The organism is Caulobacter sp. CCH9-E1 (assembly GCF_001556515.1).
Classification (GTDB): domain Bacteria; phylum Pseudomonadota; class Alphaproteobacteria; order Caulobacterales; family Caulobacteraceae; genus Caulobacter.
The window spans coordinates 71271-91691 of the sequence record NZ_LSJA01000084.1 but is presented as its reverse complement, the minus strand read 5'-3'; the positions used below and the strand labels follow the sequence as shown (position 1 = coordinate 91691).

Genomic DNA, 20421 nt, shown 5'->3' with positions numbered 1-20421 from the left:
GAAGCGCGACCGCAGAAAGTGGCGGCCGGTTTCTGCGATCGTCGCGCCTCCATCTTGGAAGGGCGGCTCGCCGATCCGGTTCGGATCAAAGATCTGAACCGGCCGGGCTCTATCGCGTTGCCAAGCTGTCGGGGGAGGGGCTATCTCAAGCCCCTCTCGAATTCCCGGAGTTTCCAAGCTGATGCGCTTGTCGCGCTATTTCCTGCCGGTGCTGAAGGAAGCGCCGTCCGACGCCCAGATCGTTTCGCACCAGCTGATGCTCCGCGCCGGCATGATCCGCCAGGAAGCGGCGGGCATCTATGCCTGGCTGCCGCTGGGCCTGCGCGTCCTGAACAAGATCGAGCAGATCGTCCGCGAGGAAATGGATCGCGCCGGCGCCATCGAGCTGCTGATGCCGACCATTCAGTTGGCCGATCTGTGGCGCGAAAGCGGTCGCTACGACGACTATGGCGACGAGATGCTGCGCATCACCGACCGCCACAAGCGCGAGCTGCTGTTCGGCCCCACGGCCGAGGAAGTCGTCACCGACATCTTCCGCGCCTCGATCAAGAGCTACAAGGACCTCCCGAAGAACCTCTACAACATCCAGTGGAAGTTCCGGGACGAGCGCCGTCCGCGCTTTGGCGTGATGCGCGGCCGCGAGTTCTTTATGAAGGACGCCTACAGCTTCGACCTCGACGCCGACGGCGCGCGCAAGTCCTACAACCGCATGTTCGTGGCTTATCTGAACCTGTTCGCGCGGATGGGCCTAAAGGCCGTACCCATGCGCGCCGACACCGGTCCGATCGGCGGCGACCTCAGCCACGAGTTCATCGTTCTGGCCGAGACCGGCGAAAGCGCCGTCTTCTGCCATAAGGATCTGGTCGAGATGCCGGCCCCCGGTCCGGACCTCGACTGGATCAACGGCGACCTGCATCCGATCGTGAACCAGCGCACGGCGCTTTACGCCGCGACCGAGGAAATGCACGACGAAGCCGCCTTCAATGCCCTGCCGGAAGGCGACCGCCTGTCGGCGCGCGGCATCGAGGTCGGCCACATCTTCTCGTTCGGCACGAAGTACTCCGAGCCGATGAAAGCCACGGTCCAAGGACCCGACGGGCAGCAGGTTCCGGTGCAGATGGGCAGCTACGGCGTCGGGGTTTCCCGTCTGCTGGGCGCGATCATCGAGGCCAGCCATGACGAAGGCGGCATCATCTGGCCGGAGAGCGTCGCGCCGTTCGACGTCGGTATCGTCAACATGCGCCAGGGCGACGCGGCCTGTGACGCGGCCTGCGAGACCGCCTATAACGCGCTCAAGGCCGCCGGCCGTGACGTGCTCTACGACGACACCGACGCCCGCGGCGGCGCCAAGTTCGCCACCATGGACCTGATCGGCCTGCCCTGGCAGCTGATCGTGGGCCCGAAGGGCATCGCCGAGGGCGTGGTCGAGATCAAGAATCGCAAGACCGGCGAGCGTCACACCGCCTCGCTGGACTCCGTCCTCGACGGCCTGACCAAGAGCAAGACCGCCTGATGCCGGACGCCCGCGCCGCCGGTCCCTTCAGCCGCTGGGAGCGCTCGGTCGCTCGCCGGTATCTGTTCGCCAAGCGCAAGAACGGCGGCGTGGCGCTGATCTCGATCATCTCGTTCTGCGCGGTGATGCTGGCGGTCTTCGCCCTCATCACCGTGATGAGCGTGATGAACGGTTTCCGGGCCGAACTGCTGGGCCGGATCCTGGGCTTCAACGGGCATCTCTACGCCCAGTCGCCGCTGATCAACGGACCTGACCGCGACACAATCATCCGCCGGATCAAGGCCGCGCCGGGCGTGATCCAGGCCGCGCCGATGGTCGAGGCCCAGGCCATGGTCATCGGCCCGACCCAGGTGACGGGCGCGATCGTGCGTGGCGTGACGACCTCGGACCTGCGGCACATGTCGCTGATCGCCGGCAACATCAAGCAGGGCTCGCTGGCGGGTTTCGGCCAGGGCGAGTACGGCGGCGACACCGTGCTGATCGGCGATCGCATGGCCCAGAGCCTGGGGGTGCGCCCCGGCGACGCCATCACCCTGATCTCTCCGTCGGGCCCCGCCACGGCGTTTGGCAGCTCGACACGCGAAAAGAACTACATCGTCGGCGGCGTCTTCAGCGTCGGCATGAGCCAGTTCGACGAGGCCTTCGTCTATATGCCGCTTGAGCAGGCCCAGCTGTTCTTCGGCCGCGACACCTCTGTCGACTATGTGGAGATCAAGGTCGACGATCCCGACAAGGCTATCGCGTACAAGCACGCCGTCGAGGTCGCCAGCGGTCCGGGCGCGCTTGTCAGTGACTGGCAGGAGAAGAACCAAAGCTACTTCAACGCCCTCCAAGTCGAGCGCAAGGTAATGCGGCTGATCCTGTTCTGCATCGTCGCCATCGCCACGCTGAACATCATCTCCAGCCTCGTCATGCTGGTGAAGAACAAGGGCAAGGACATCGCCATCCTGCGCACCATGGGCGCGGGGCAGGGCGCGATCCTGCGCATCTTCCTGATGGCCGGCGCCTCGATCGGCGTGGCGGGCACGCTTTGTGGCCTGGCCTTGGGCGCGCTGTTCTGCACCTACATCACGCCCATCCAGAATTTTGTCGAGTGGGCGACGGGCACGGCCGTGTTCAGCGCCGACGTCTATATGCTCTCGCACATCCCCGCGAAGATCGACTGGGTGGAGGTTGGCGGCATCGTCACGGCCTCGGCCCTGATGAGCCTGCTGGCGACGCTGCCGCCCGCCTGGCGGGCCTCGCGCCTCGATCCGGTGGAGGCGCTTCGCTATGAGTAGTCCGATCTTGTCCCTGCGCGGGGTCGAGCGCGTCTACAAGACCGAGGCGGGCTCGCTGCCGGTTCTGCGCGGTGTCGATCTCGACGTTTATCCGGGCGAGGTCGTCGGCCTGATCGGGCCCTCGGGCTCGGGCAAGTCGTCGCTGCTGCACTCGGCGGGCCTGCTGGAGCATCCGGACGCCGGCGCGGTGACGCTGGAAGGGCGTGACTGCACCAAGCTCTCGGAGCGGATCCGTACACGCATCCGCCTGGGCACGGTGGGCTTCGTCTACCAGTTTCACCACCTGCTGCCCGAGTTTACGGCTCTGGAGAATGTGGCCCTGCCGCTCTCGATCGCCGGCAAGGGGCAACGTGAAGCCGAGACGCGGGCGAAGGAGCTTCTGGAAGGGCTGGGCTTGGGTCATCGCCTCGACCACCAGCCGGCCCAAATGTCCGGCGGCGAGCAGCAGCGCGTCGCCATCGCCCGGGCGCTCGCCAATCGCCCGAAGCTGCTGCTGGCGGATGAGCCGACCGGCAATCTCGACCCGGCGACCTCGGCCGCCGTGTTCCAGTCGCTGTACGAGGTCGCGCGCCAAGAGGGTGTCGCCGCCCTGATCGCCACCCACAACATGGAACTGGCCCGCTATATGGATCGCGTCCTGGCGCTGAAGGACGGCCACCTCGAAGCGCGCAGTCGCCAAGAGGTCTAAAGCAGCGCCTGCTTCATCGCCGCGAAGAAGCCCGCCTGGTCGATGCGCTTGATGACGCGGGCGTTCGGCGGTCGGCGCTTCAGCGCCGGGTCGGCGACCTCGATGTCCGGCAGGATCGCGTGCGAGACGCTCAAATAGCCCCGCGTCAGCTCGCCCAGGGTTTCGACGTCGACCACGCAGTGCTCGCTTTCCAGGATCAGGCTTTCGTCCAGGGCGACGGCGCAGGTCAGGGCGTCGGGGTGCAGGCTGCCGTCCAGGCCTTCGGTCTCGCGCGCGAAGGCCAGCGAGGCGCGGTTCACGTCCGTGAAGAACCTAGCCCCCGGCGTACCCAGCGCCTCGAGCTCGGAGAGCTGCGCGCTGGTGAAGAGCCCGTCCTGTAGGGTCTCGGTCCAGGTCACGATCGACATCTCGAAGCCGGCGTTGACGACGATCTTGGCCGCCTCTGGGTCGACATAGAAATTGTACTCGGCCGCCGGCGTGACATTGCCGACGCCGTTGTCGGTCCCGCCCATGATCCAGAGATGCTTCAGCGCCTTGGCGATCCGCGGTTCGCGCAAAAACGCGAGGGCGATGTTGGTCAGCGGCGCCTGGGCGATCAGGGTGATCTCGCCGGGCGCGGCCATGATGCGGCGGACCAGCTCGTCGACCGCATGGCCGTCGGCCGGCCGCTGCGCGGTCTTGGCGAAGCCGCTGTCGCTCATGCCGTCGCGGCCGAAGACATAGGCTGCGTCGAGCGGGGCGCGGGTGAAGGGGCGCTCGGCGCCGAGATAGACGGGCACGCCCGCCTTGCCGCAACGCTCCAAGGTCACCAGGGCGTTCTCGGCGTGCTGCACGAAGCCGACATTGCCGTGGGCGATGGTGATCGCCTCGACCTCCACGCCGGGGCGGCTGAGGGCGAGCATCAGCGAGAAGACGTCGTCGCCGGCGGTGTCGGTGTCGATGATCAGGCGCATGGCGACGATTTGCCGTGATCCGCGCGGCTTGACCATAGGGCGACGTTCCATGCGCTCCGTTCGGCAGAAAATGCACGAACCGCTACAGGAACATCTTGTGAACAGAACAAAACCGGAATATGGAACAAAACAAGAAATCTGTGGAGGTTCCGATGATCCGTGTGGCGCGTGAGTCTTTGGCCCTTGTTTCCGTCGCCGGCTTCGTCTGGATGATGTGCTCGGTCGCCCAACTGGTGGCCTGAGTCGTGTAGGCGGAGGATCGGTCATGGCGGACGGGGAGGCAGACGGTTTTGTCCACCTGCGGGTCCGCTCGGCCTATTCGCTGCTTGAAGGCGCGATCAAGGCCGATCAGATCGGCAAGTTGGCGGCGGCGGCGGGGATGCCCGCGGCGGGTCTGGCCGACCGGGCCAATCTGTTCGGGGCGCTCGAATACTCGTCCTACGCCAAGGACGCCGGCGTTCAGCCGATCATCGGCTGCGCCATCCCCGTGACGGGTATTGGCGGCGGCCCGACCGAGCGTTGGGCGCGGGCGCCGACCGTAATGCTTTTGGCCCAGAACGAGCAGGGCTACCTCAATCTCTCCGAGCTCTCGTCGATCGCCTATCTCGACAGCGCGGAATTGCCCGAGCCTGTCGTGCCCTGGGCCAAGGTGGCGGAGTACAGCGACGGTCTGATCCTGCTGTCGGGCGGCACGGATGGGCCCGTCGACGCGCTTTTCGCGGCGGGCAAAGCGGCTGAAGCGTCGGCCGCCTTGGCCGAGATGCACCGCGTCTTCGGCGATCGCTTCTATGTCGAACTGCAACGTCATGGCCTGCCCAAGCAGGCGGCCGCCGAACCAGGCCTGGTCAACTGGGCCTACGAGAACGACGTGCCGCTGGTCGCCACCAACGACGTCTACTTCGCCAAGCCGCAATTCTACGAGGCGCACGACGCGCTGCTCTGCATCGCCGATGGCGCCTTCGTCGGCCAGGACGAGCGGCGGCGGGTCACGCCCGAGCACTGGTTCAAGCCGCCGGCCGACATGCGCAAGCTGTTCGCCGACCTGCCGGAAGCCTGCGATAACACCCTCGACATCGCCCGCCGCTGCGCCTTCATGGTGCACAAGCGCGCGCCGATCCTGCCCAGCTTCCCGACCGGCGACGGTCGCAACGAGGCCGAGGAGCTTCGTCACCAGGCGCGCGAGGGTCTCAAGATGCGCCTCGACGGGCTGACGCTGTCAGCGCCCGAGGAGGATTATTGGAAGCGCCTCGAGTTCGAGCTCGACATCATCGAGAAGATGGGCTTCCCCGGCTACTTCCTGATCGTGTCGGACTTCATCAAGTGGGGTAAGGCGCACGGCATTCCGGTGGGGCCGGGACGGGGATCGGGCGCCGGTTCGCTGGTCGCCTGGGTGTTGACCATCACCGACCTCGACCCTCTGCGCTTTGGCCTGCTGTTCGAGCGCTTCCTCAATCCCGAGCGTGTCTCCATGCCCGACTTCGACGTCGACTTCTGTCAGGAGCGACGCGAAGAGGTGATCTCCTATGTGCAGGAGAAGTATGGCCGCGACCGCGTGGCCCAGATCATCACTTTCGGCTCGCTGCAGGCTCGCGCCGTGCTGCGCGACGTCGGCCGCGTGATGCAGCTGCCGCTGGGTCTGGTCGACCGCCTCTGCAAGATGGTGCCGAACAACCCGGCCGCGCCGGTCACCCTGGCCCAGGCGATCGACATCGAGCCGCGCCTGAAACAGGCCCGCGACGAAGACCCGAACGTCGCCAACTGCTTGAACGTCGCCCTGCAGCTGGAAGGCCTGTTCCGCAACGCCTCGACGCACGCCGCCGGCGTGGTGATCGGCGACCGGCCGCTGACCCAGCTGACTCCACTCTACAAGGATCCGCGCTCGGACCTGCCCGCCACCCAGTTCAACATGAAATGGGTCGAGAGCGCGGGCCTGGTGAAGTTCGACTTCCTGGGCCTGAAGACCCTGACGGTGCTGGATCGGGCGGTAAAGCACCTGAAGAAGCGCGGCTTCGAGATCGATCTCGGCAAGCTGCCCTTCGATGACGCCAAGACCTACGAGTTGCTCGCCTCCGGCCAGACGGTCGGCGTGTTCCAGCTCGAAAGTCAGGGCATGCGCGACACCCTGCGCAAGATGCGCTGCGGCTCGATCGAGGAGATCACCGCGCTGATCTCGCTGTATCGCCCGGGCCCGATGGACAACATCGACACCTTCGTCGACTGCAAGTTCGGCCGCAAACCCGTCGACACCCTACACCCGTCGCTGGAGACGGTGCTGAAGGAGACCTACGGCGTCATCGTCTATCAGGAACAGGTGATGCAGATCGCCCAGATCCTGGCGGGTTACAGCCTGGGCGAAGCCGACCTTCTGCGCCGGGCCATGGGTAAGAAGAAGAAGGAGGAGATGGATCTCCAGAAGATCCGTTTCGTCTCCGGCGCCAAGGAGAAGAACGTTCCCGAGGAACAGTCGGGCTCGATCTTCGAACTGGTGGCCAAGTTCGCCGGCTATGGCTTCAACAAGTCGCACGCCGCCGCCTACGCCTTCATTTCGTATCAGACAGCCTGGCTGAAGGCGAACACGCCGGTCGAGTTCTTCGCCGCGTCGATGAGCCTTGATCTGTCGAACACCGACAAGCTGGCCGTCTTCCACCAGGACGCCCGTCGCTTTGGGATCACGGTGCGCGCGCCGGACGTGAACCGCTCGGGCGCCGACTTCGAGGTCGAGAACGGCGAAGTGCTGTACGCCCTGGGCGCGATCCGCAACGTCGGTCTCGACGCCATGAAGCATCTGGTGGCCGTGCGCGAGGAAGGCGGGCCCTTCCGCGACATCTTCGACTTTGTCGAGCGGATCGATCCGCGTCAGGTCAACAAGCGGGCGATCGAAAACCTAGCCCGCGCGGGGGCCTTCGACTCGATCCACAAGAACCGGGCCCAGATCGTCGCCTCGGCCGATGTTCTGATCGCCCACGCGCAGAGCTGCCATGCCGACCGTCAGGGCGGGCAGGGTGGCCTGTTCGGTTCGGATTCGGGAGCTAACCGCCCGCGCCTCGCCAAGACCGAGAACTGGAATCAGGTCGACCTGCTGGACGAAGAGCTGTCGGCGGTCGGCTTCTACCTGACCGGCCATCCGCTAGAGGACATGGTCGGCATGCTACGCCGTCGGCGCACCGCCATGCTGGCCGAGGCCATGGTCCAGGCGGAAGCCGGCATGGAAGCCTTCCGGATGTGCGGCATGGTCCGCCGCCGACAGGAGCGCGCTTCGCAGAGCGGTGAGAAGTTCGCCTTCGTCTCCCTGTCGGATCCGACCGGCGAATACGAGGTGCTGTTCCCGCCGGAGTCCCTGCGCAAGTGTCGTGATGTGCTGGAGCCAGGCAAGGCCGTGGCGATCAAGGTCCGCGCCAAGGCTCGGGATGGTGAGGTTCGTTTCTTCGGCGACGACGCCGAGCCGATCGAGAAGGCCATCGAGAATGTGGTGGCGGGGCTGCGCGTACACCTGTCGCCCTCCGCCGCCGAGATCGATGCGCTCAAGCGCCGGCTGGAGGCCGCCCAGTCCCAGAAAGGCGGCGAGGTCACCTTCGTGGCGGCGATCAGCGGCGGTCGTGAGATCGAGCTTCGGTTGCCCGGGCGCTACAGCCTCGACGCCGCCCTGCGCGGAGCCTTGAAGACCGCGCCGGGCGTGGCGCTGCTGGAGGATGTTTAGGAAAATATTCCTATTTCTCACGGTTGGCGATGGCGGCCGTGGGATCGGAAAAACAGGGTTATGGCGATGAGCTGGGCGCTTGAGATTCTTGTCAGCGACTCGGGCCAAGAAAGTCCGGCTTTGGATCGCGCGGGTGACCGCGCCGATGTGTTTGTCTGATCATGAAGCCGCCCGCCAGCCCTGCGGAGCAAGTGGTCGGTTATGACGACGCGACCTTGCTGTTCTATGCCGAGCAGGCTCAGATCTACGCCGCCACCGCGCGCGATGGTCCAAGTCGGCTCCTGGAAGGGTTTCTGAAGCGACTTCACCCTGGCGCGCGCATTCTGGAGCTCGGTTGCGGGGACGGTCGCGACAGTGAGGCCATGCTGGCGCTCGGCTTCCGCGTGGACCCCACAGACGGCGTAGAGGCCATGGCCAGACAGGCCGAGGCCAGGCTCGGGCGTCCCGTGCGCGTGATGCGCTTCGATCAGTTGGTTGATCTGGGCGCCTATGATGGTGTGTGGGCCAATGCGAGCCTGCTGCATGTGCCCGGATCGGCGCTTCCCGATATCCTGTCGCGAATCTTCCGGGCCCTGAAACCGGGCGGACTTCACGTTGGGACCTATAAGGCCGGCGATACGGACGGGCGTGACGGCTTGGGCCGCTACTTCAACTATCCATCGGCCGAGGCGCTCGAGGCCGCCTACAGCGCCTCGGCGGATTGGGAGATCTTGTCCATTCGGCGCTATGCTGGCGGCGACTACCTGGGCGGACAGCGGCCGTGGCTGGCTGTCACGGCGCGTCGGCCTGGCTGAGGACCAGCGATTACCACGCCGCGGCGCGTCCGTTCATCAGCCCAGCCCGGAACAGCCGCCGCTCGGCCGCCTTGCCGCCCTTGACGATCACGGGCTTGTCGGCGGCGCGCAGGATGGGCAGGTCGTCCAGGCTGTCGGTATAGGCATAGGCCCAGCGGGCGCCATGGCCGGCCTCGGCCAAAGCCTGGCACTTGCGTTGGTTGCGGCAGTGAATGTTGGCGATCCAGCCCCCGAGACCGGGTTTCAGCGAAGTGCCCAGCACGTCCACGCGTTGATCCAGCGTGCGCAGCAGCGCGTTGGCGAGACAGGTCGGCGCGGCCGTGACGACGACCACCCGGTCGCCGGCCGCCACGTGGCCATCCAGCGCCGCCAGGGCCTGCGGCTTCCAGGCCAGGCTGCAGCGTTTTTCAACGAAGGCGCGGGCGAAATCGTCGCAAGAGGCCAGCAGTTGTTGTTCCGACAGGCCCGCCGTGGCGATCCAGAGCAGGATCGAAGCGCCGGCGCGGCGGGTGAAGGGTAGCGCCACCATCGGAACCGCCACCGGAGCGACGGCGAGCGTCGCGATCAGGCGCAGCGGCGATCGCTTGGCGCGCTCCCATAGCCACAGGGCCGTGGAGTCGCCGTTCAGCAGCGTGCCGTCCATGTCGAACACCGCGAGCATCGCCATCCCCGTCTCACCTCCGTCAGTGAGCCACGGCGACGTGGAAGATTTGCGACAGCGTCCTAGGTCCCTGTGGACAAGAACGCCCGCGCCGTGGGCTCCTTGTCCTTAGGACGACGTCACCGTGCGACCGCCTCAAGCGCTAGGCGATCATATTTCACCTGGACCGAGGTGATGCGCGGGCTTGCTTTTTCGCTCCGTAGCGACTATTTGCGCGGCCATTCCACACGTGGACGTTCGGCTGCATCGGGGAGACATCCCGACGACGCCGTTCCGGTCCCGCCTTCAGAATGGTCTGAAGCGGGGGTGTCCACGGAGGTTCAACCGGAAGAAGGATTAAAGGCCCGATGGCTCTTCCCGAATTCTCCATGCGTCAGCTCCTGGAAGCCGGCGCTCACTTTGGTCACCAGACGCACCGCTGGAACCCGAAGATGGACCGCTACATCTTCGGTTCGCGCTCGAACATCCACATCATCGACCTGTCGCAGACGATCCCGCTGCTGCACCAAGCCCTGGTGAAGGTCCGTGAAGTCGCCGCCGCCGGCGGCCGCGTGCTGTTCGTCGGCACCAAGCGCCAGGCCAGCGACCCGGTCGCCACGGCCGCCAAGCGCTGCGCCCAGTACTACGTGAACCACCGCTGGCTCGGCGGCACCCTGACCAACTGGCGCACCGTCTCGGGCTCGATCGCTCGTCTGCGCGAGCTGGAAGGCGTCCTGGCCGGCGAAGCCCAAGGTCGTTCCAAGAAGGAGCTGCTGCAGCTGACCCGCGAGCGCGACAAGCTGGAGCTGTCGCTGGGCGGCATCAAGGACATGGGCGGCATCCCCGACATCATGTTCGTGATCGACACCAACAAGGAAGCGATCGCGATCCTGGAAGCCCGTAAGCTGAACATCCCGGTCGTCGCCATCCTCGACACCAACTGCGATCCGGACGGCATCACCTACCCGATCCCGGGGAACGACGACGCCGCCCGCGCTCTGCAACTGTACTGCGACCTGATCGCCGACGCCGTCCTGGACGGTCTGGCCGCTGGTCAAGCCGCCGCTGGCGTGGACCTGGGCGCCTCCGTCGCTCCGGTCGAGCCGGCCCTGGCCCGCGAACTGGCTCCGGAAGCTCCGGCCGCCGAAGCGGCTCCGGAATCGGCCGAAGGCTGATTTCCAACGTGTTCCCGGCCGGGCGATCGTCCGGCGCGGGGACCGTCGCGACCCTGACATGGGACCGGGCTAAATAGCCCGGTCCCAACTCTTTATCGATTTGGCGGGCTAACAAGCCCAGTCGCCAACCGTTTGAATCTGGAGATTTTCGATGGCTGAGATCACCGCCGCCCTCGTCAAGGAACTGCGCGAAAAGTCCGGCGTCGGCATGATGGACTGCAAGAAGGCGCTGGCTGAGAACAACGGCGACATCGAAGCTTCCATCGACTGGCTGCGCGCCAAGGGCCTGTCCAAGGCCGCCAAGAAGGCCGACCGCGCCGCCGCTGAAGGTCTGGTGGCCATCGCGACCGCCGAGCAAGGCGCTGGCGAAACCGCCACGGCCGTCGAAGTGAACGCCGAAACCGACTTCGTGTCGCGTAACGACCTGTTCCAAGGCGCGGCGCGTCAGATCGCCGGCGCGGCCATTGGCACCGACGGTTCGGTCGACGCGATCACCGCCGCCAAGCTGGCCGGCGGCGAGACCGTGCAGGACCACCTGACCAACCTGATCGCCACGATCGGCGAGAACATGATGGTGCGTCGCGCCGCCAAGTGGACCGTCGAGAGCGGCGTCGTCGCCTCGTACATCCACAACGCCACCGCGCCGGACCTCGGCCGCATCGGCGTGCTGGTCGCCATCGAGTCGACCGGCGACAAGGCCGCCCTGCGCGAGCTGGGCCGCAAGATCGCGATGCACGTCGCTGCGACCTCGCCGCTGTCGCTGTCGCCGGACGACCTGGACCCGGCCGCCATCGAGCGTGAAAAGGCCGTGTTCACCGAGCAGGCGCTCGAGTCGGGCAAGCCGCCGGCGGTCGTTGAGAAGATGATCGAAGGCCGCATCCGCAAGTTCCTGGAAGAAGTCGTGCTGCTGAAGCAGGCCTTCGTCATGAACCCGGACCAGACGGTCGAGCAGCTGGTCGCCGAAACCGGCAAGACCCTCGGCGCGCCGATCACCGTGAAGGGCTTCACGCGCCTCGCCCTGGGCGAAGGCGTCGAAAAGAAGCAAGACGACTTCGCCGCCGAAGTCGCTTCGATGACCGGCCAAGGCTAAGGCCCGCCGTCGGACGCCGCTCGGCGCCCGACAGACATTCAGGGCGCGGCGCGTGTAGACGCGCGCCGCGCCCTTTTTGCGCCCGCCGATCTGGCTCGCCAGGCCGGTTGGCAAAACACATCTCAGTTCTGTACAACGCACGTAATGTGCGTGCCGACGACTCAGGAATAGCGGTCCATGTCCGATACCAGCGCGCCCCAGAAATATCGCCGCATCCTGCTGAAAGTGTCGGGCGAGGTCCTGATGGGCGAGACGCCGTACGGCATCGACACCAAGACCGTGCAGTCCGTGGCCGATGATGTCGCCGAGATCGTTAAGTCGGGCGTCGAGCTGTGCCTGGTGATTGGCGGCGGCAACATTTTCCGCGGCATGGCCGGCGCGGCCAAGGGCATGGAGCGCTCCAGCGCCGACTACATGGGCATGCTGGCCACGGTGATGAACGCCCTGGCCATGCAGGACGCTCTTGAGCGGATCGGCGTCCAGACCCGGGTCCAGTCGGCTATTCCGATGGCTACCGTCTGCGAGCCCTATATTCGCCGCCGCGCCCAGCGCCACCTTGAGAAGGGCCGCGTGGTGATCTTCGCCGCCGGCACCGGCAACCCGTTCTTCACCACCGACACCGCCGCGGCCCTCCGCGCGGCCGAGATGCAGTGCGACGCCCTGTTCAAGGGCACCAGCGTCGACGGCGTCTATACGGCCGATCCCAAGAAGGATCCGAAGGCCGAACGCTATGACCGCCTGACCTATATGGACGTCCTGGCCAAGGACCTGCGGGTCATGGACGCCTCGGCCGTGGCGCTCATGCGCGACAGCAACATTCCGATCGTGGTCTTCTCGATCAAGGGACGCGGCAACTTGCTGAACGTCCTGCGAGGCGAGGGCACCCACACCGTGGTCGCCAGCGACCGCGCCGCCGCCTAGATTTCGAAAAAGCGAGGAGAGCCTCATGGCCGCCGCCGAAAAACCCGTCCTGTCGCGCTATCGCGATCGCATGGACAAGGCCGTCGCCGCTCTGAAGGAAGAGTTCGGCAGCCTGCGCACCGGCCGCGCCTCGGCCAGCATTCTGGACCAGGTGATGGTCGAGGCCTATGGCTCGACGACGCCGCTGAACGCCGTGGCTTCGGTCAGCGTGCCCGAGCCGCGCCAGATCAATGTCAGCGTCTGGGATCGCGGCGTCGTGGTCTCGGTGGAGAAGGCGATCCGCGCCTCGGGTCTGGGCCTGAACCCGGTCGTCGAAGGTCAGAACCTACGCATCCCGATCCCGCCGCTGACCGAGGAGCGTCGCAAGGATCTCCAGAAGATCGCCGGCAAGTACGCCGAGCAGCAGAAGATCGCCGTCCGCAACGTCCGCCGCGACGCCAACGACGACCTGAAGAAGGCCGAGAAGGACGGCGCGATCGCCGAGGACGAGCGCAAGAAGATGGAAACCGAGGTCCAGAAGCTGACTGACGAGGCCATCAAGCGCATCGACGAGGCCTTGAAAATCAAAGAACAAGAGATCATGCAGGTCTGATCGCCCTTCCCATCGCGTAGGGAGAGGACGAGGGAAGGTTGAAGCGGATGTCGCCGACCACCGGCTTGCAGGACGTTTCGGCGCGCGCCGGGGGCGGCGCGCCCGAGGAACGCCTGCACGTGGCCATTATCATGGATGGCAATGGCCGCTGGGCGAAGCAGCGGGGCATGCCGCGCGTCCTCGGCCATCGGGCCGGGGTCAACGCCCTGAAGCGCACCGTTGAGGGCGCTCAGGAGCAGAACGTCGGCGTGCTGACGGTTTTTGGCTTCTCGACCGAGAACTGGCGTCGCCCCGCCCAGGAAGTGTCCGAGCTGATGGGCCTGCTGAAGGCCTATGTGGAATCGGACCTCGAACGGCTCGCGCGCGCGGGGGTCCGGGTCCGCATCATCGGTCGTCGGGCCGGTCTGTCCGCCGACATCGCCGAGGTTATCGAGCGAGCCGAGAAGCGCACCGCGAACAACACCGAGTTCGTGCTCCAGGTCGCCTTCAACTATGGCGGCCAGGCCGACATCACCGACGCGGCGCGCGCCTTCGCCGAGAAGGTGGCGCGTGGCGAGGCCAAGCCCGAGGACCTGACCGAGGAAACCTTTGGTCACCTGTTGTCGACGGCGGCCGCCCCCCCGCCGGATCTGATCGTTCGCACTAGCGGCGAACGCCGCATCTCCAACTTCCTGCTCTGGGACTGCGCCTACGCCGAACTCGTGTTCCAGGACGTGCTGTGGCCCGACTACGGGCCTGAAGCCCTGGCGGCCGCCATCGCTGAGTATCGCCGTCGGGATCGACGCTATGGAGGGATCGCGGCCGATGACGTCGCCGTCGCCGGCTAAGCGCTTCAACTGGGGCAATCTTCGAATGCGCGTGGTCTCGGCCACCGTGCTCGTGCCTACGGTCGTGGCGGCCGTATGGCTGGGCGGCCCGTGGATCCTGGCCTTGGCCCTGATCTGCGTGGCGCTGTTGGCCCGGGAATGGGGCAAGATCAGCGCACCCAAGGCGCCCCGCGCGGTGGGAGCCGTGGTCGGCGTCTTCTGCGCCGTCGCGGTGATCGCCGCTTTCCTGCATCAGTTCTTCATCGCCTGGGCGGTCGTGGCGGTCGGCGCGTTTCTGGCCGGACTGATCGCGCGAGGCGCTGTCGAGCGTCGCGCGGACGCGGCTTACGGCGTGGTCTACATCGCGCCCGCCGTCATCGCCCTGGTCTGGGTGCGCTCGCTGCCGGACGGCCTGTGGTGGACGCTGCTGCTGTTCGTGGTCACCTGGTTCGCCGACATCTTCGCCTATGTGGCCGGCAGCATCCTGAAGGGGCCCAAGCTGTGGCCTCAGATTTCGCCCAACAAGACCTGGTCGGGTTTCGTCGGCGGGCTGGTGGCGGCGACGATCGGCGCCGTATTGGTCGCCTATTTCGCCCAGCTGAAGCTCATCTGGCCGGCGGCGGCGTTAGTGGGTTTTCTGGGAGGCCTGGCGACCATGGCCGGCGACCTCTGGGAGTCGATGCTGAAGCGCCGTTTCGGCGTGAAGGACAGCGGCGACATCATTCCGGGCCACGGCGGTCTGCTGGACCGCGTCGATGGCCTGATGTTCGCGGCCATCGTCATCGCCGCCGTGCGTCTCGTCGATCACTGGGGATGGGCGCATTGACCTCGCCACGCAAGGTGGTGGTTTTAGGCTCGACCGGATCGATCGGCCTTTCGACCTTGAGCCTTTTCGAAGAATCCGGCGCGCCGGTCGAAATCCTGGCGCTGACGGCCGGGGGCAATGTCGATCGCCTGATCAAGCAGGCGCTGCGCTGGCGACCGCAGGTCGCGGTGATCCAGGACGAAGCCAAGCTTGAAGCGCTTCGAGCGGGCCTTGCCGGAAGCGGCGTCCGCGCCGCCGCCGGTTCGGCCGCGATCATCGAAGCCGCGGCCATGGGCGCGGACTGGGTGATGTCGGCGATCGTCGGGGCCGCCGGCCTGGCGCCGACCCTGGCCGCCGCGCGGACCGGGGCGGTCATCGCCTTGGCGAACAAGGAGAGCCTCGTCTGCGCCGGACCGGCGCTTCTCGCCATCGCCAAGGCGGCCGGCGGCTCCGTCATCCCGGTTGATTCGGAGCATTCGGCGATCTTCCAGGTGCTTCAGCCGGATTGCGCCCACCGCGTCGCCAGGCTGATCCTTACCGCCTCGGGCGGCCCGTTCCGCACCTGGGACAAGGCCGCCATGGCGGTCGCGACGCCCGAGCAGGCCGTGGCCCATCCCAACTGGTCGATGGGCGCCAAGATTTCGGTCGATTCCGCCACGATGATGAACAAGGGGCTCGAGATGATCGAAGCCTCCTACCTGTTCGGAACCCCGGAAGACCGCGTCGACGTCGTGATCCACCCGCAGTCCGTGATCCACAGCCTGGTCGAGTATGCCGACGGCTCCACCTTGGCCCAATTGGGGCCGCCGGACATGCGCAGCCCGATCGCCTGCGCCTTTTCCTGGCCCGACCGGCTGCCGTGGCCGGCGCCGCGCCTGGATCTGGCCGCCTACGGCCAGCTGACCTTCGAATCGCCCGACCTCGACCGCTTCCCGTCGATCGGCATCGCCCGTGAGGCGCTGCGCCTCGGCGGCGGCGCGCCGACAGCCATGAACGCGGCCAATGAGATCGCGGTCGCCGCTTTCCTTGACCGGAAGATTGGCTTTCTCGATATTGCCGCCGCGGTGGCGGGAACCCTTGAGCGTATGAACAGTCTGGGTGGGCTCTCCGTGGCGGAAGGTGACGCCGTCGATAATGCGATGATGATCGACGCCAGCGCTCGCCGCATTGCGGCCGAGGTTGTCGCGCAAAAGCATCGGCGCTGATCGGGAGACCCGGCCATTTCATGACCGACGTGCTGTTCTACATCGTTCCCACGATCTTCGTGCTGTCCATCGTGGTGACGATCCACGAGCTGGGCCATTTCTGGGTGGCGCGCGCCTGTGGGGTCGCGATCGACTGCTTCTCGATCGGTTTCGGTCGAGCTCTGTTCTCTTGGCGCGACAAGCAGGGCGTCGAGTGGCGTATCGCCGCCATTCCGCTGGGCGGCTACGTCCGCTTCTCGGGCGACGAGAACGCCGCCAGCGTGCCCGACCAGAACGACCTCGCGGCGATGAAGCGCGCCATTGTCGTCCGCGAGGGCGAGGCGGCGGTCAAGCGCTACTTCCATTTCAAGCCGGTCTGGCAACGAGCGCTGATCGCCGTCGCCGGTCCCATGGCCAATTTCATCCTGGCCATCCTGATCATGGCCGCCTTCCTGGTCGTCATCGGCAATCCGCGCGGCCAAGCGACCGTGCGCGAGGTGCAGCCGAACTCTCCGGCCGCCCAGGCGGGCCTGCTGCCGGGCGACATTCTGCTGAAGGCGGACAAGACGCCGATCCGCGGCGCGGGCGACGTCAGCGCTTACATCTCCTTGCGCGCCAAGATGCCGGTCGACCTGACGATCGAGCGGGCAGGGCGCGTGCAGCACGTCACGGTCGTTCCCGCCCTGGCTGAAAGCCGCGACGACATCCGCGGCCGGATCAAGGAAGGCCGTATGGGCGTGGTGCTGGGCAGCGTCTCGCGCCTTGAGAAGTCCAGTGTCCTGACCGCCATTCCCGACGCCACGGTCGAGGTCTGGGGCATGATCAAGACGATCGGCTTCTATCTCGGCCGCCTGGTGACCGGGCAGCTGCCCGCCGACCAGATCAGCGGCATCATCGGCATCGGCCACACCGCCGGCGCGGTGACCAAGGCCAGCGCCGCCGGCGCGCCGGACATGGCGACCATGGCGCTGCGCGTCTTCGTCTCGTCCATGCTGCTGATCGCCAGCCTGTCGGTCAGCATCGGCTTCATGAACCTGTTGCCGATCCCCGTCCTGGATGGCGGCCACCTGCTGATGTACGCCTATGAAGCCGTGGCCCGGCGGCCGCTGCGAGCGGACTTTCAGGCGGCCGGTTTCCGTGCGGGGCTTGCCTTGATCCTGGGTTTCATGCTGTTCGCGGCGTGGAACGACCTCAACCGCTACGACGTGTTCAAATTCATCGGCGGCCTGTTCACGTGAACGCCCGCCCTCCGTCCATGATTGGTCACATGAACAGATTCCGCGCCCAAAGCGCCGCGTTCGCCACGGGTATGGCGCTGCTCCTCGGTTCGACGGCCTTGGTGGCTCCGCATCAAGCCTTCGCACAGGCCGCCCAGACCGGGGTGGTGCAGCGCATCGTCGTGCAGGGCAACGAGCGGATCGAGCAGGGCACCGTCCTGTCCTACCTACCGATCCAACCGGGCGATACGGTCGACTCCCAGCGCCTCGACTTGGCGCTGAAGACCCTGGCGCGCACCGACCTGTTTGCGGACGTGAAGATCGAGATGCAGGGCGGCGACCTCGTCGTGAAGGTCGTCGAGAACCCGATCATCAACCAGGTCGTCTTCGAAGGGAATTCGTCCCTCAAGGAAGACAAGCTGAAGGACGAAGTGCAGATCCGCCCGCGCGGCATCTTCACCCGCGCCAAGGTGCAGGCCGACGTCCAGCGCATCATCGAGCTCTATCGCCGTTCGGGCCGCATTTCGGCGACCGTGACGCCGAAGGTCGTCGAGCTGCCGCAGAAGCGGGTCGACCTGGTGTTCGAGATCAGCGAAGGCCCCAAGAGCGGGGTTCTTGGCATCAACTTCCTGGGCAATTCCGAGTTCTCGGACAACGACCTGCGCGATGTCATCGTGACCAAGGAAAGCCGCTGGTACAAGTTCCTCACCAGCAACGACAACTACGATCCCGACCGGATCGAGTACGACCGCGAGCAACTGCGGAAGTTCTACCGTAACCGCGGCTATTTTGATTTCCGCGTCATCTCGTCGGTGGCCGAACTGGCGCCGGACAAGAACGGCTTTGCCGTCACCTACACGCTGGACGAAGGTCCGAAGTACAAGTTCGGCAAGGTCACGGTCGAGACTGAGCTCAAGAAGCTGGACGGCAATCTGCTGGCCCAGATCCTGCCGATCCGCGCCGGTCAGCTCTACGAGGACGAGCGCATCGAGCAGGCGACCGACGCCCTGACCTTCGCGGCGGGCGCGGCCGGCTTCGCCTTCGTGGACGTGCGCCCGCGCTACGTGCCGAACCGCGAGACCAGGACCGTGGACGTCGTGTTCTCGGTTCGCGAAGGGCCGCGCGTCTATGTCGATCGCATCGACATCGTGGGCAACACGCGCACGCTCGACTATGTCTTGCGCCGCGAGCTGGAGGTCGCCGAGGGCGACGCCTACAACCGCGTGCTGGTCGATCGGTCGAAGAACAACATCCGCCGCCTGGGCTTCTTCAAGGAAGTCGATATCGACGACACCCCCGGATCTGCGCCGGACCGCACGAGCCTGCGGGTCAAGGTCGAGGAGCAGCCCACCGGCGAGCTGTCGTTCAGCGCCGGCTATAGCTCGGTCGACAAGCTGGTTCTGGACGTCGGCATTACAGAGCGGAACTTCCGCGGCCGTGGCCAGAACTTCCGCGCCCGCGCGTCGGTCGGCTCGCTGCGCCAGCAGATCGATTTCGGCTTCTCCGAGCCGCGCTTCCTGGGCCGCAACCTCGTGGCGGGCGTGAACCTCTATACGTTCCGCTACAACCTGTCGGACTACGCCGCGTACGACACCAAGTCGGTCGGCGGCGACGTGCGCTTCGGCTTCCCGTTGACCAACGACGCGTCGATGAGCCTGCGCTACACGGTTCGCCAGGACGACGTCAGCGTCGCCGACAGCCTCTGCACCAGCGGCTCGGTCTCGCAGATCCTCTGCCTGCAGCGCGGCGCCTACATCACCTCGATGATTGGCTATGGCCTGCGGATCGATAAGCGTAACGACCCGATCAACCCGACCCGCGGTTGGTTCGCGGACCTGAACCAGGACCTGGCCGGCCTGGGCGGCGACGTGAAGTACCTGAAGACCGAAGCCGACGCCGGCTGGTACTGGGGCTTCACCAAGGACCTCGTGTTCAGCGCCACGGGCTCGTTCGGCTACATCCAGGGCTGGGGCGGCGATAACGTCCGGATCAACGACCGCTTCTATCGCGGCGGCACCTCTTTCCGCGGCTTCGAGATCGCCGGTATCGGTCCGCGCGACATCTCGAGCACGAACAACTCGATGGGCGCGAAGCTTTACGCCATCAGCACCTTCGAGCTCACCGTTCCGACCTTCCTGCCCGAACAGTACGGCATCAAGGCCGCCCTGTTCAGCGACGTGGGTACGGCCGGTCTGCTGGACGATGTGGATCGTCAGAAGTCGCCTGGCGTCTTCGATCCGAACATCAAGGATAACCTCGGCCTGCGTGCCTCGGCGGGTATCTCGATCGACTGGAAATCCCCCATGGGCCCCATTCGGTTCGATATCAGCCGCATTTTGGCCAAGGAAAGCTACGACCGAACCGAAACGTTCCGGTTCTCCACCTCCACAAGGTTCCAATAAACATGTCCAAGTTCCTGTCCGCGGCCGCTTCCAGCGTTGTCGCTCTCGCTATCGCGACCAGCGCTTCGGCCCAGACGGCTCCGGCCGCGCCGGCCGCCGCTCCCGCGGCTCCGACCGTCACGCATGGTCCGGCCCTGCCGGGCGTCTGCATCTTCTCCGACAAGCGCGCGGTCGGTCAGTCTCTGGTTGGCAAGGCCGTCGACGCCCGTCTGAAGACCATCGCCCAGCAGGTGAACGCCGAGCTGACCAGCGAGCGCACGGCGCTTGAGAACGAAGCCAAGGGTCTCGACGCCAAGAAGGCCACCCTGGCTCAGGACGCCCAGGAGCAGCAAGCCGCCGCCCTGCAGGTCAAGGCCAATGCCTGGCAGCGTAAGGCGCAGCTGCGTCAGCGCGAAGTCGAGGCGACCGAGCAAAAGGCGCTGTCGCGCGTCTACCAAGAGCTGGATACGCCGATCCGCCAAGTCTACCAGGCTCAGAAGTGCAGCATCCTGTTCGACCGCGATTCCGTGATGCTGGCCAACCCGGCGATGGACATCACCGACGCCGTGGTCGCCGCTCTGGACGCTCGCATCAAGACGCTGACCTTCGATCGCGAACGTCTGGACCAGCAGGTCCCGGGCGCTCAAGCTCTGCAGCCGACCAATAAGTAAGCGAATCGGCTCCT

18 protein-coding genes are annotated in these 20421 nt (G+C 66.0%); 16 read left to right on the top strand and 2 right to left on the bottom strand.

Annotation, left to right across the window (positions count from 1 at the left end; genetic code table 11):
• The first annotated feature begins 181 nt into the window (after window positions 1–181).
• From proS to AX690_RS04960, 3 genes are read left to right on the top strand one after another with little or no spacing between them, the layout of a single operon-like run.
• Window positions 182–1513, top strand: coding sequence for a proline--tRNA ligase (gene proS / locus AX690_RS04970; protein WP_066683428.1), 1332 nt, complete (start codon window positions 182–184; stop codon window positions 1511–1513).
• Entirely contained in the window at window positions 1513–2793 is a 1281-nt protein-coding gene (locus tag AX690_RS04965; protein WP_066683427.1) for a lipoprotein-releasing ABC transporter permease subunit, read from the top strand. The genes proS and AX690_RS04965 overlap by 1 nt, the downstream gene beginning before the upstream one ends.
• Entirely contained in the window at window positions 2786–3481 is a 696-nt protein-coding gene (locus tag AX690_RS04960; protein WP_066683426.1) for an ABC transporter ATP-binding protein, read from the top strand. The genes AX690_RS04965 and AX690_RS04960 overlap by 8 nt, the downstream gene beginning before the upstream one ends.
• On the opposite strand, the gene AX690_RS04955 is transcribed toward AX690_RS04960, so the two are convergent.
• On the bottom strand, window positions 3478–4434 hold the full coding sequence (locus tag AX690_RS04955; protein ID WP_066683495.1) for a nucleoside hydrolase: 957 nt from the start codon (window positions 4432–4434) through the stop codon (window positions 3478–3480). The two genes, AX690_RS04960 and AX690_RS04955, sit on opposite strands and share 4 nt — an antisense overlap.
• 152 nt (window positions 4435–4586) lie before the next feature.
• On the opposite strand from AX690_RS04955, the gene sidA reads away from it, so the two are divergent.
• From sidA to AX690_RS04940, 3 genes are all read left to right on the top strand, one after another.
• On the top strand, window positions 4587–4676 hold the full coding sequence (sidA, locus tag AX690_RS04950; protein ID WP_156449567.1) for a cell division inhibitor SidA: 90 nt from the start codon (window positions 4587–4589) through the stop codon (window positions 4674–4676).
• 23 nt (window positions 4677–4699) lie between these two features.
• On the top strand, window positions 4700–8131 hold the full coding sequence (gene dnaE, locus AX690_RS04945) for a DNA polymerase III subunit alpha (RefSeq protein WP_066683423.1): 3432 nt from the start codon (window positions 4700–4702) through the stop codon (window positions 8129–8131).
• Window positions 8132–8292: 161 nt separating this feature from the next.
• Window positions 8293–8925, top strand: coding sequence for a class I SAM-dependent methyltransferase (locus tag AX690_RS04940; RefSeq protein WP_066683421.1), 633 nt, complete (start codon window positions 8293–8295; stop codon window positions 8923–8925).
• Between the two features lie 10 nt (window positions 8926–8935).
• Here AX690_RS04940 and AX690_RS04935 read toward each other — a convergent pair whose 3' ends face one another.
• Complete coding sequence (locus tag AX690_RS04935; protein ID WP_066683494.1) at window positions 8936–9586, bottom strand: HAD family hydrolase; 651 nt, start codon at window positions 9584–9586, stop codon at window positions 8936–8938.
• A gap of 347 nt (window positions 9587–9933) precedes the next feature.
• On the opposite strand from AX690_RS04935, the gene rpsB reads away from it, so the two are divergent.
• The 10 genes from rpsB (at window position 9934) to AX690_RS04885 (ending at window position 20407) form a co-directional block, all read left to right on the top strand.
• Entirely contained in the window at window positions 9934–10740 is an 807-nt protein-coding gene (rpsB, locus tag AX690_RS04930; protein WP_066683419.1) for a 30S ribosomal protein S2, read from the top strand.
• A gap of 151 nt (window positions 10741–10891) precedes the next feature.
• Window positions 10892–11830 (top strand): translation elongation factor Ts, encoded by a 939-nt coding sequence (gene tsf, locus AX690_RS04925; RefSeq protein WP_066683417.1) that lies wholly within the window; start codon window positions 10892–10894, stop codon window positions 11828–11830.
• Between the two features lie 177 nt (window positions 11831–12007).
• Window positions 12008–12751 (top strand): UMP kinase, encoded by a 744-nt coding sequence (pyrH, locus tag AX690_RS04920; protein WP_066683415.1) that lies wholly within the window; start codon window positions 12008–12010, stop codon window positions 12749–12751.
• A gap of 25 nt (window positions 12752–12776) precedes the next feature.
• Window positions 12777–13343: a ribosome recycling factor gene (gene frr / locus AX690_RS04915; protein ID WP_066683410.1), complete on the top strand. Its 567-nt coding sequence runs from the start codon at window positions 12777–12779 to the stop codon at window positions 13341–13343.
• Between the two features lie 47 nt (window positions 13344–13390).
• Window positions 13391–14170, top strand: coding sequence for a polyprenyl diphosphate synthase (uppS, locus tag AX690_RS04910; RefSeq protein ID WP_066683408.1), 780 nt, complete (start codon window positions 13391–13393; stop codon window positions 14168–14170).
• Window positions 14130–14975 (top strand): phosphatidate cytidylyltransferase, encoded by an 846-nt coding sequence (locus AX690_RS04905; protein WP_082769506.1) that lies wholly within the window; start codon window positions 14130–14132, stop codon window positions 14973–14975. The genes uppS and AX690_RS04905 overlap by 41 nt, the downstream gene beginning before the upstream one ends.
• Entirely contained in the window at window positions 14963–16159 is a 1197-nt protein-coding gene (gene dxr / locus AX690_RS04900) for a 1-deoxy-D-xylulose-5-phosphate reductoisomerase (RefSeq protein WP_066683405.1), read from the top strand. Before AX690_RS04905 ends, dxr begins: the two co-directional genes overlap by 13 nt.
• Before the next feature lie 20 nt (window positions 16160–16179).
• Window positions 16180–17376 (top strand): RIP metalloprotease, encoded by a 1197-nt coding sequence (locus tag AX690_RS04895; protein WP_066683404.1) that lies wholly within the window; start codon window positions 16180–16182, stop codon window positions 17374–17376.
• 17 nt (window positions 17377–17393) lie between these two features.
• Window positions 17394–19757, top strand: a complete 2364-nt coding sequence (gene bamA / locus AX690_RS04890) for an outer membrane protein assembly factor BamA (protein ID WP_066683402.1) — start codon at window positions 17394–17396, stop codon at window positions 19755–19757.
• Window positions 19758–19759: 2 nt separating this feature from the next.
• On the top strand, window positions 19760–20407 hold the full coding sequence (locus AX690_RS04885; RefSeq protein WP_066683401.1) for an OmpH family outer membrane protein: 648 nt from the start codon (window positions 19760–19762) through the stop codon (window positions 20405–20407).
• The last annotated feature ends 14 nt before the right edge of the window (window positions 20408–20421 follow it).

What these genes read in the sequence shown, in the direction of transcription:
- AX690_RS04940 (WP_066683421.1), top strand. Translation starts at nt 8,293, where the DNA reads ATGAAGCCGCCCGCCAGCCCTGCGGAGCAAGTGGTCGGTTATGACGAC.
- tsf (WP_066683417.1), top strand. Translation starts at nt 10,892, where the DNA reads ATGGCTGAGATCACCGCCGCCCTCGTCAAGGAACTGCGCGAAAAGTCC.
- bamA (WP_066683402.1), top strand. Translation starts at nt 17,394, where the DNA reads ATGATTGGTCACATGAACAGATTCCGCGCCCAAAGCGCCGCGTTCGCC.
- AX690_RS04905 (WP_082769506.1), top strand. Translation starts at nt 14,130, where the DNA reads ATGGAGGGATCGCGGCCGATGACGTCGCCGTCGCCGGCTAAGCGCTTC.
- dnaE (WP_066683423.1), top strand. Translation starts at nt 4,700, where the DNA reads ATGGCGGACGGGGAGGCAGACGGTTTTGTCCACCTGCGGGTCCGCTCG.
- uppS (WP_066683408.1), top strand. Translation starts at nt 13,391, where the DNA reads ATGTCGCCGACCACCGGCTTGCAGGACGTTTCGGCGCGCGCCGGGGGC.
- proS (WP_066683428.1), top strand. Translation starts at nt 182, where the DNA reads ATGCGCTTGTCGCGCTATTTCCTGCCGGTGCTGAAGGAAGCGCCGTCC.
- pyrH (WP_066683415.1), top strand. Translation starts at nt 12,008, where the DNA reads ATGTCCGATACCAGCGCGCCCCAGAAATATCGCCGCATCCTGCTGAAA.
- AX690_RS04885 (WP_066683401.1), top strand. Translation starts at nt 19,760, where the DNA reads ATGTCCAAGTTCCTGTCCGCGGCCGCTTCCAGCGTTGTCGCTCTCGCT.
- dxr (WP_066683405.1), top strand. Translation starts at nt 14,963, where the DNA reads ATGGGCGCATTGACCTCGCCACGCAAGGTGGTGGTTTTAGGCTCGACC.
- sidA (WP_156449567.1), top strand. Translation starts at nt 4,587, where the DNA reads ATGATCCGTGTGGCGCGTGAGTCTTTGGCCCTTGTTTCCGTCGCCGGC.
- rpsB (WP_066683419.1), top strand. Translation starts at nt 9,934, where the DNA reads ATGGCTCTTCCCGAATTCTCCATGCGTCAGCTCCTGGAAGCCGGCGCT.
- frr (WP_066683410.1), top strand. Translation starts at nt 12,777, where the DNA reads ATGGCCGCCGCCGAAAAACCCGTCCTGTCGCGCTATCGCGATCGCATG.
- AX690_RS04960 (WP_066683426.1), top strand. Translation starts at nt 2,786, where the DNA reads ATGAGTAGTCCGATCTTGTCCCTGCGCGGGGTCGAGCGCGTCTACAAG.
- AX690_RS04935 (WP_066683494.1), bottom strand. Translation starts at nt 9,586, where the DNA reads ATGCTCGCGGTGTTCGACATGGACGGCACGCTGCTGAACGGCGACTCC.
- AX690_RS04895 (WP_066683404.1), top strand. Translation starts at nt 16,180, where the DNA reads ATGACCGACGTGCTGTTCTACATCGTTCCCACGATCTTCGTGCTGTCC.
- AX690_RS04955 (WP_066683495.1), bottom strand. Translation starts at nt 4,434, where the DNA reads ATGCGCCTGATCATCGACACCGACACCGCCGGCGACGACGTCTTCTCG.
- AX690_RS04965 (WP_066683427.1), top strand. Translation starts at nt 1,513, where the DNA reads ATGCCGGACGCCCGCGCCGCCGGTCCCTTCAGCCGCTGGGAGCGCTCG.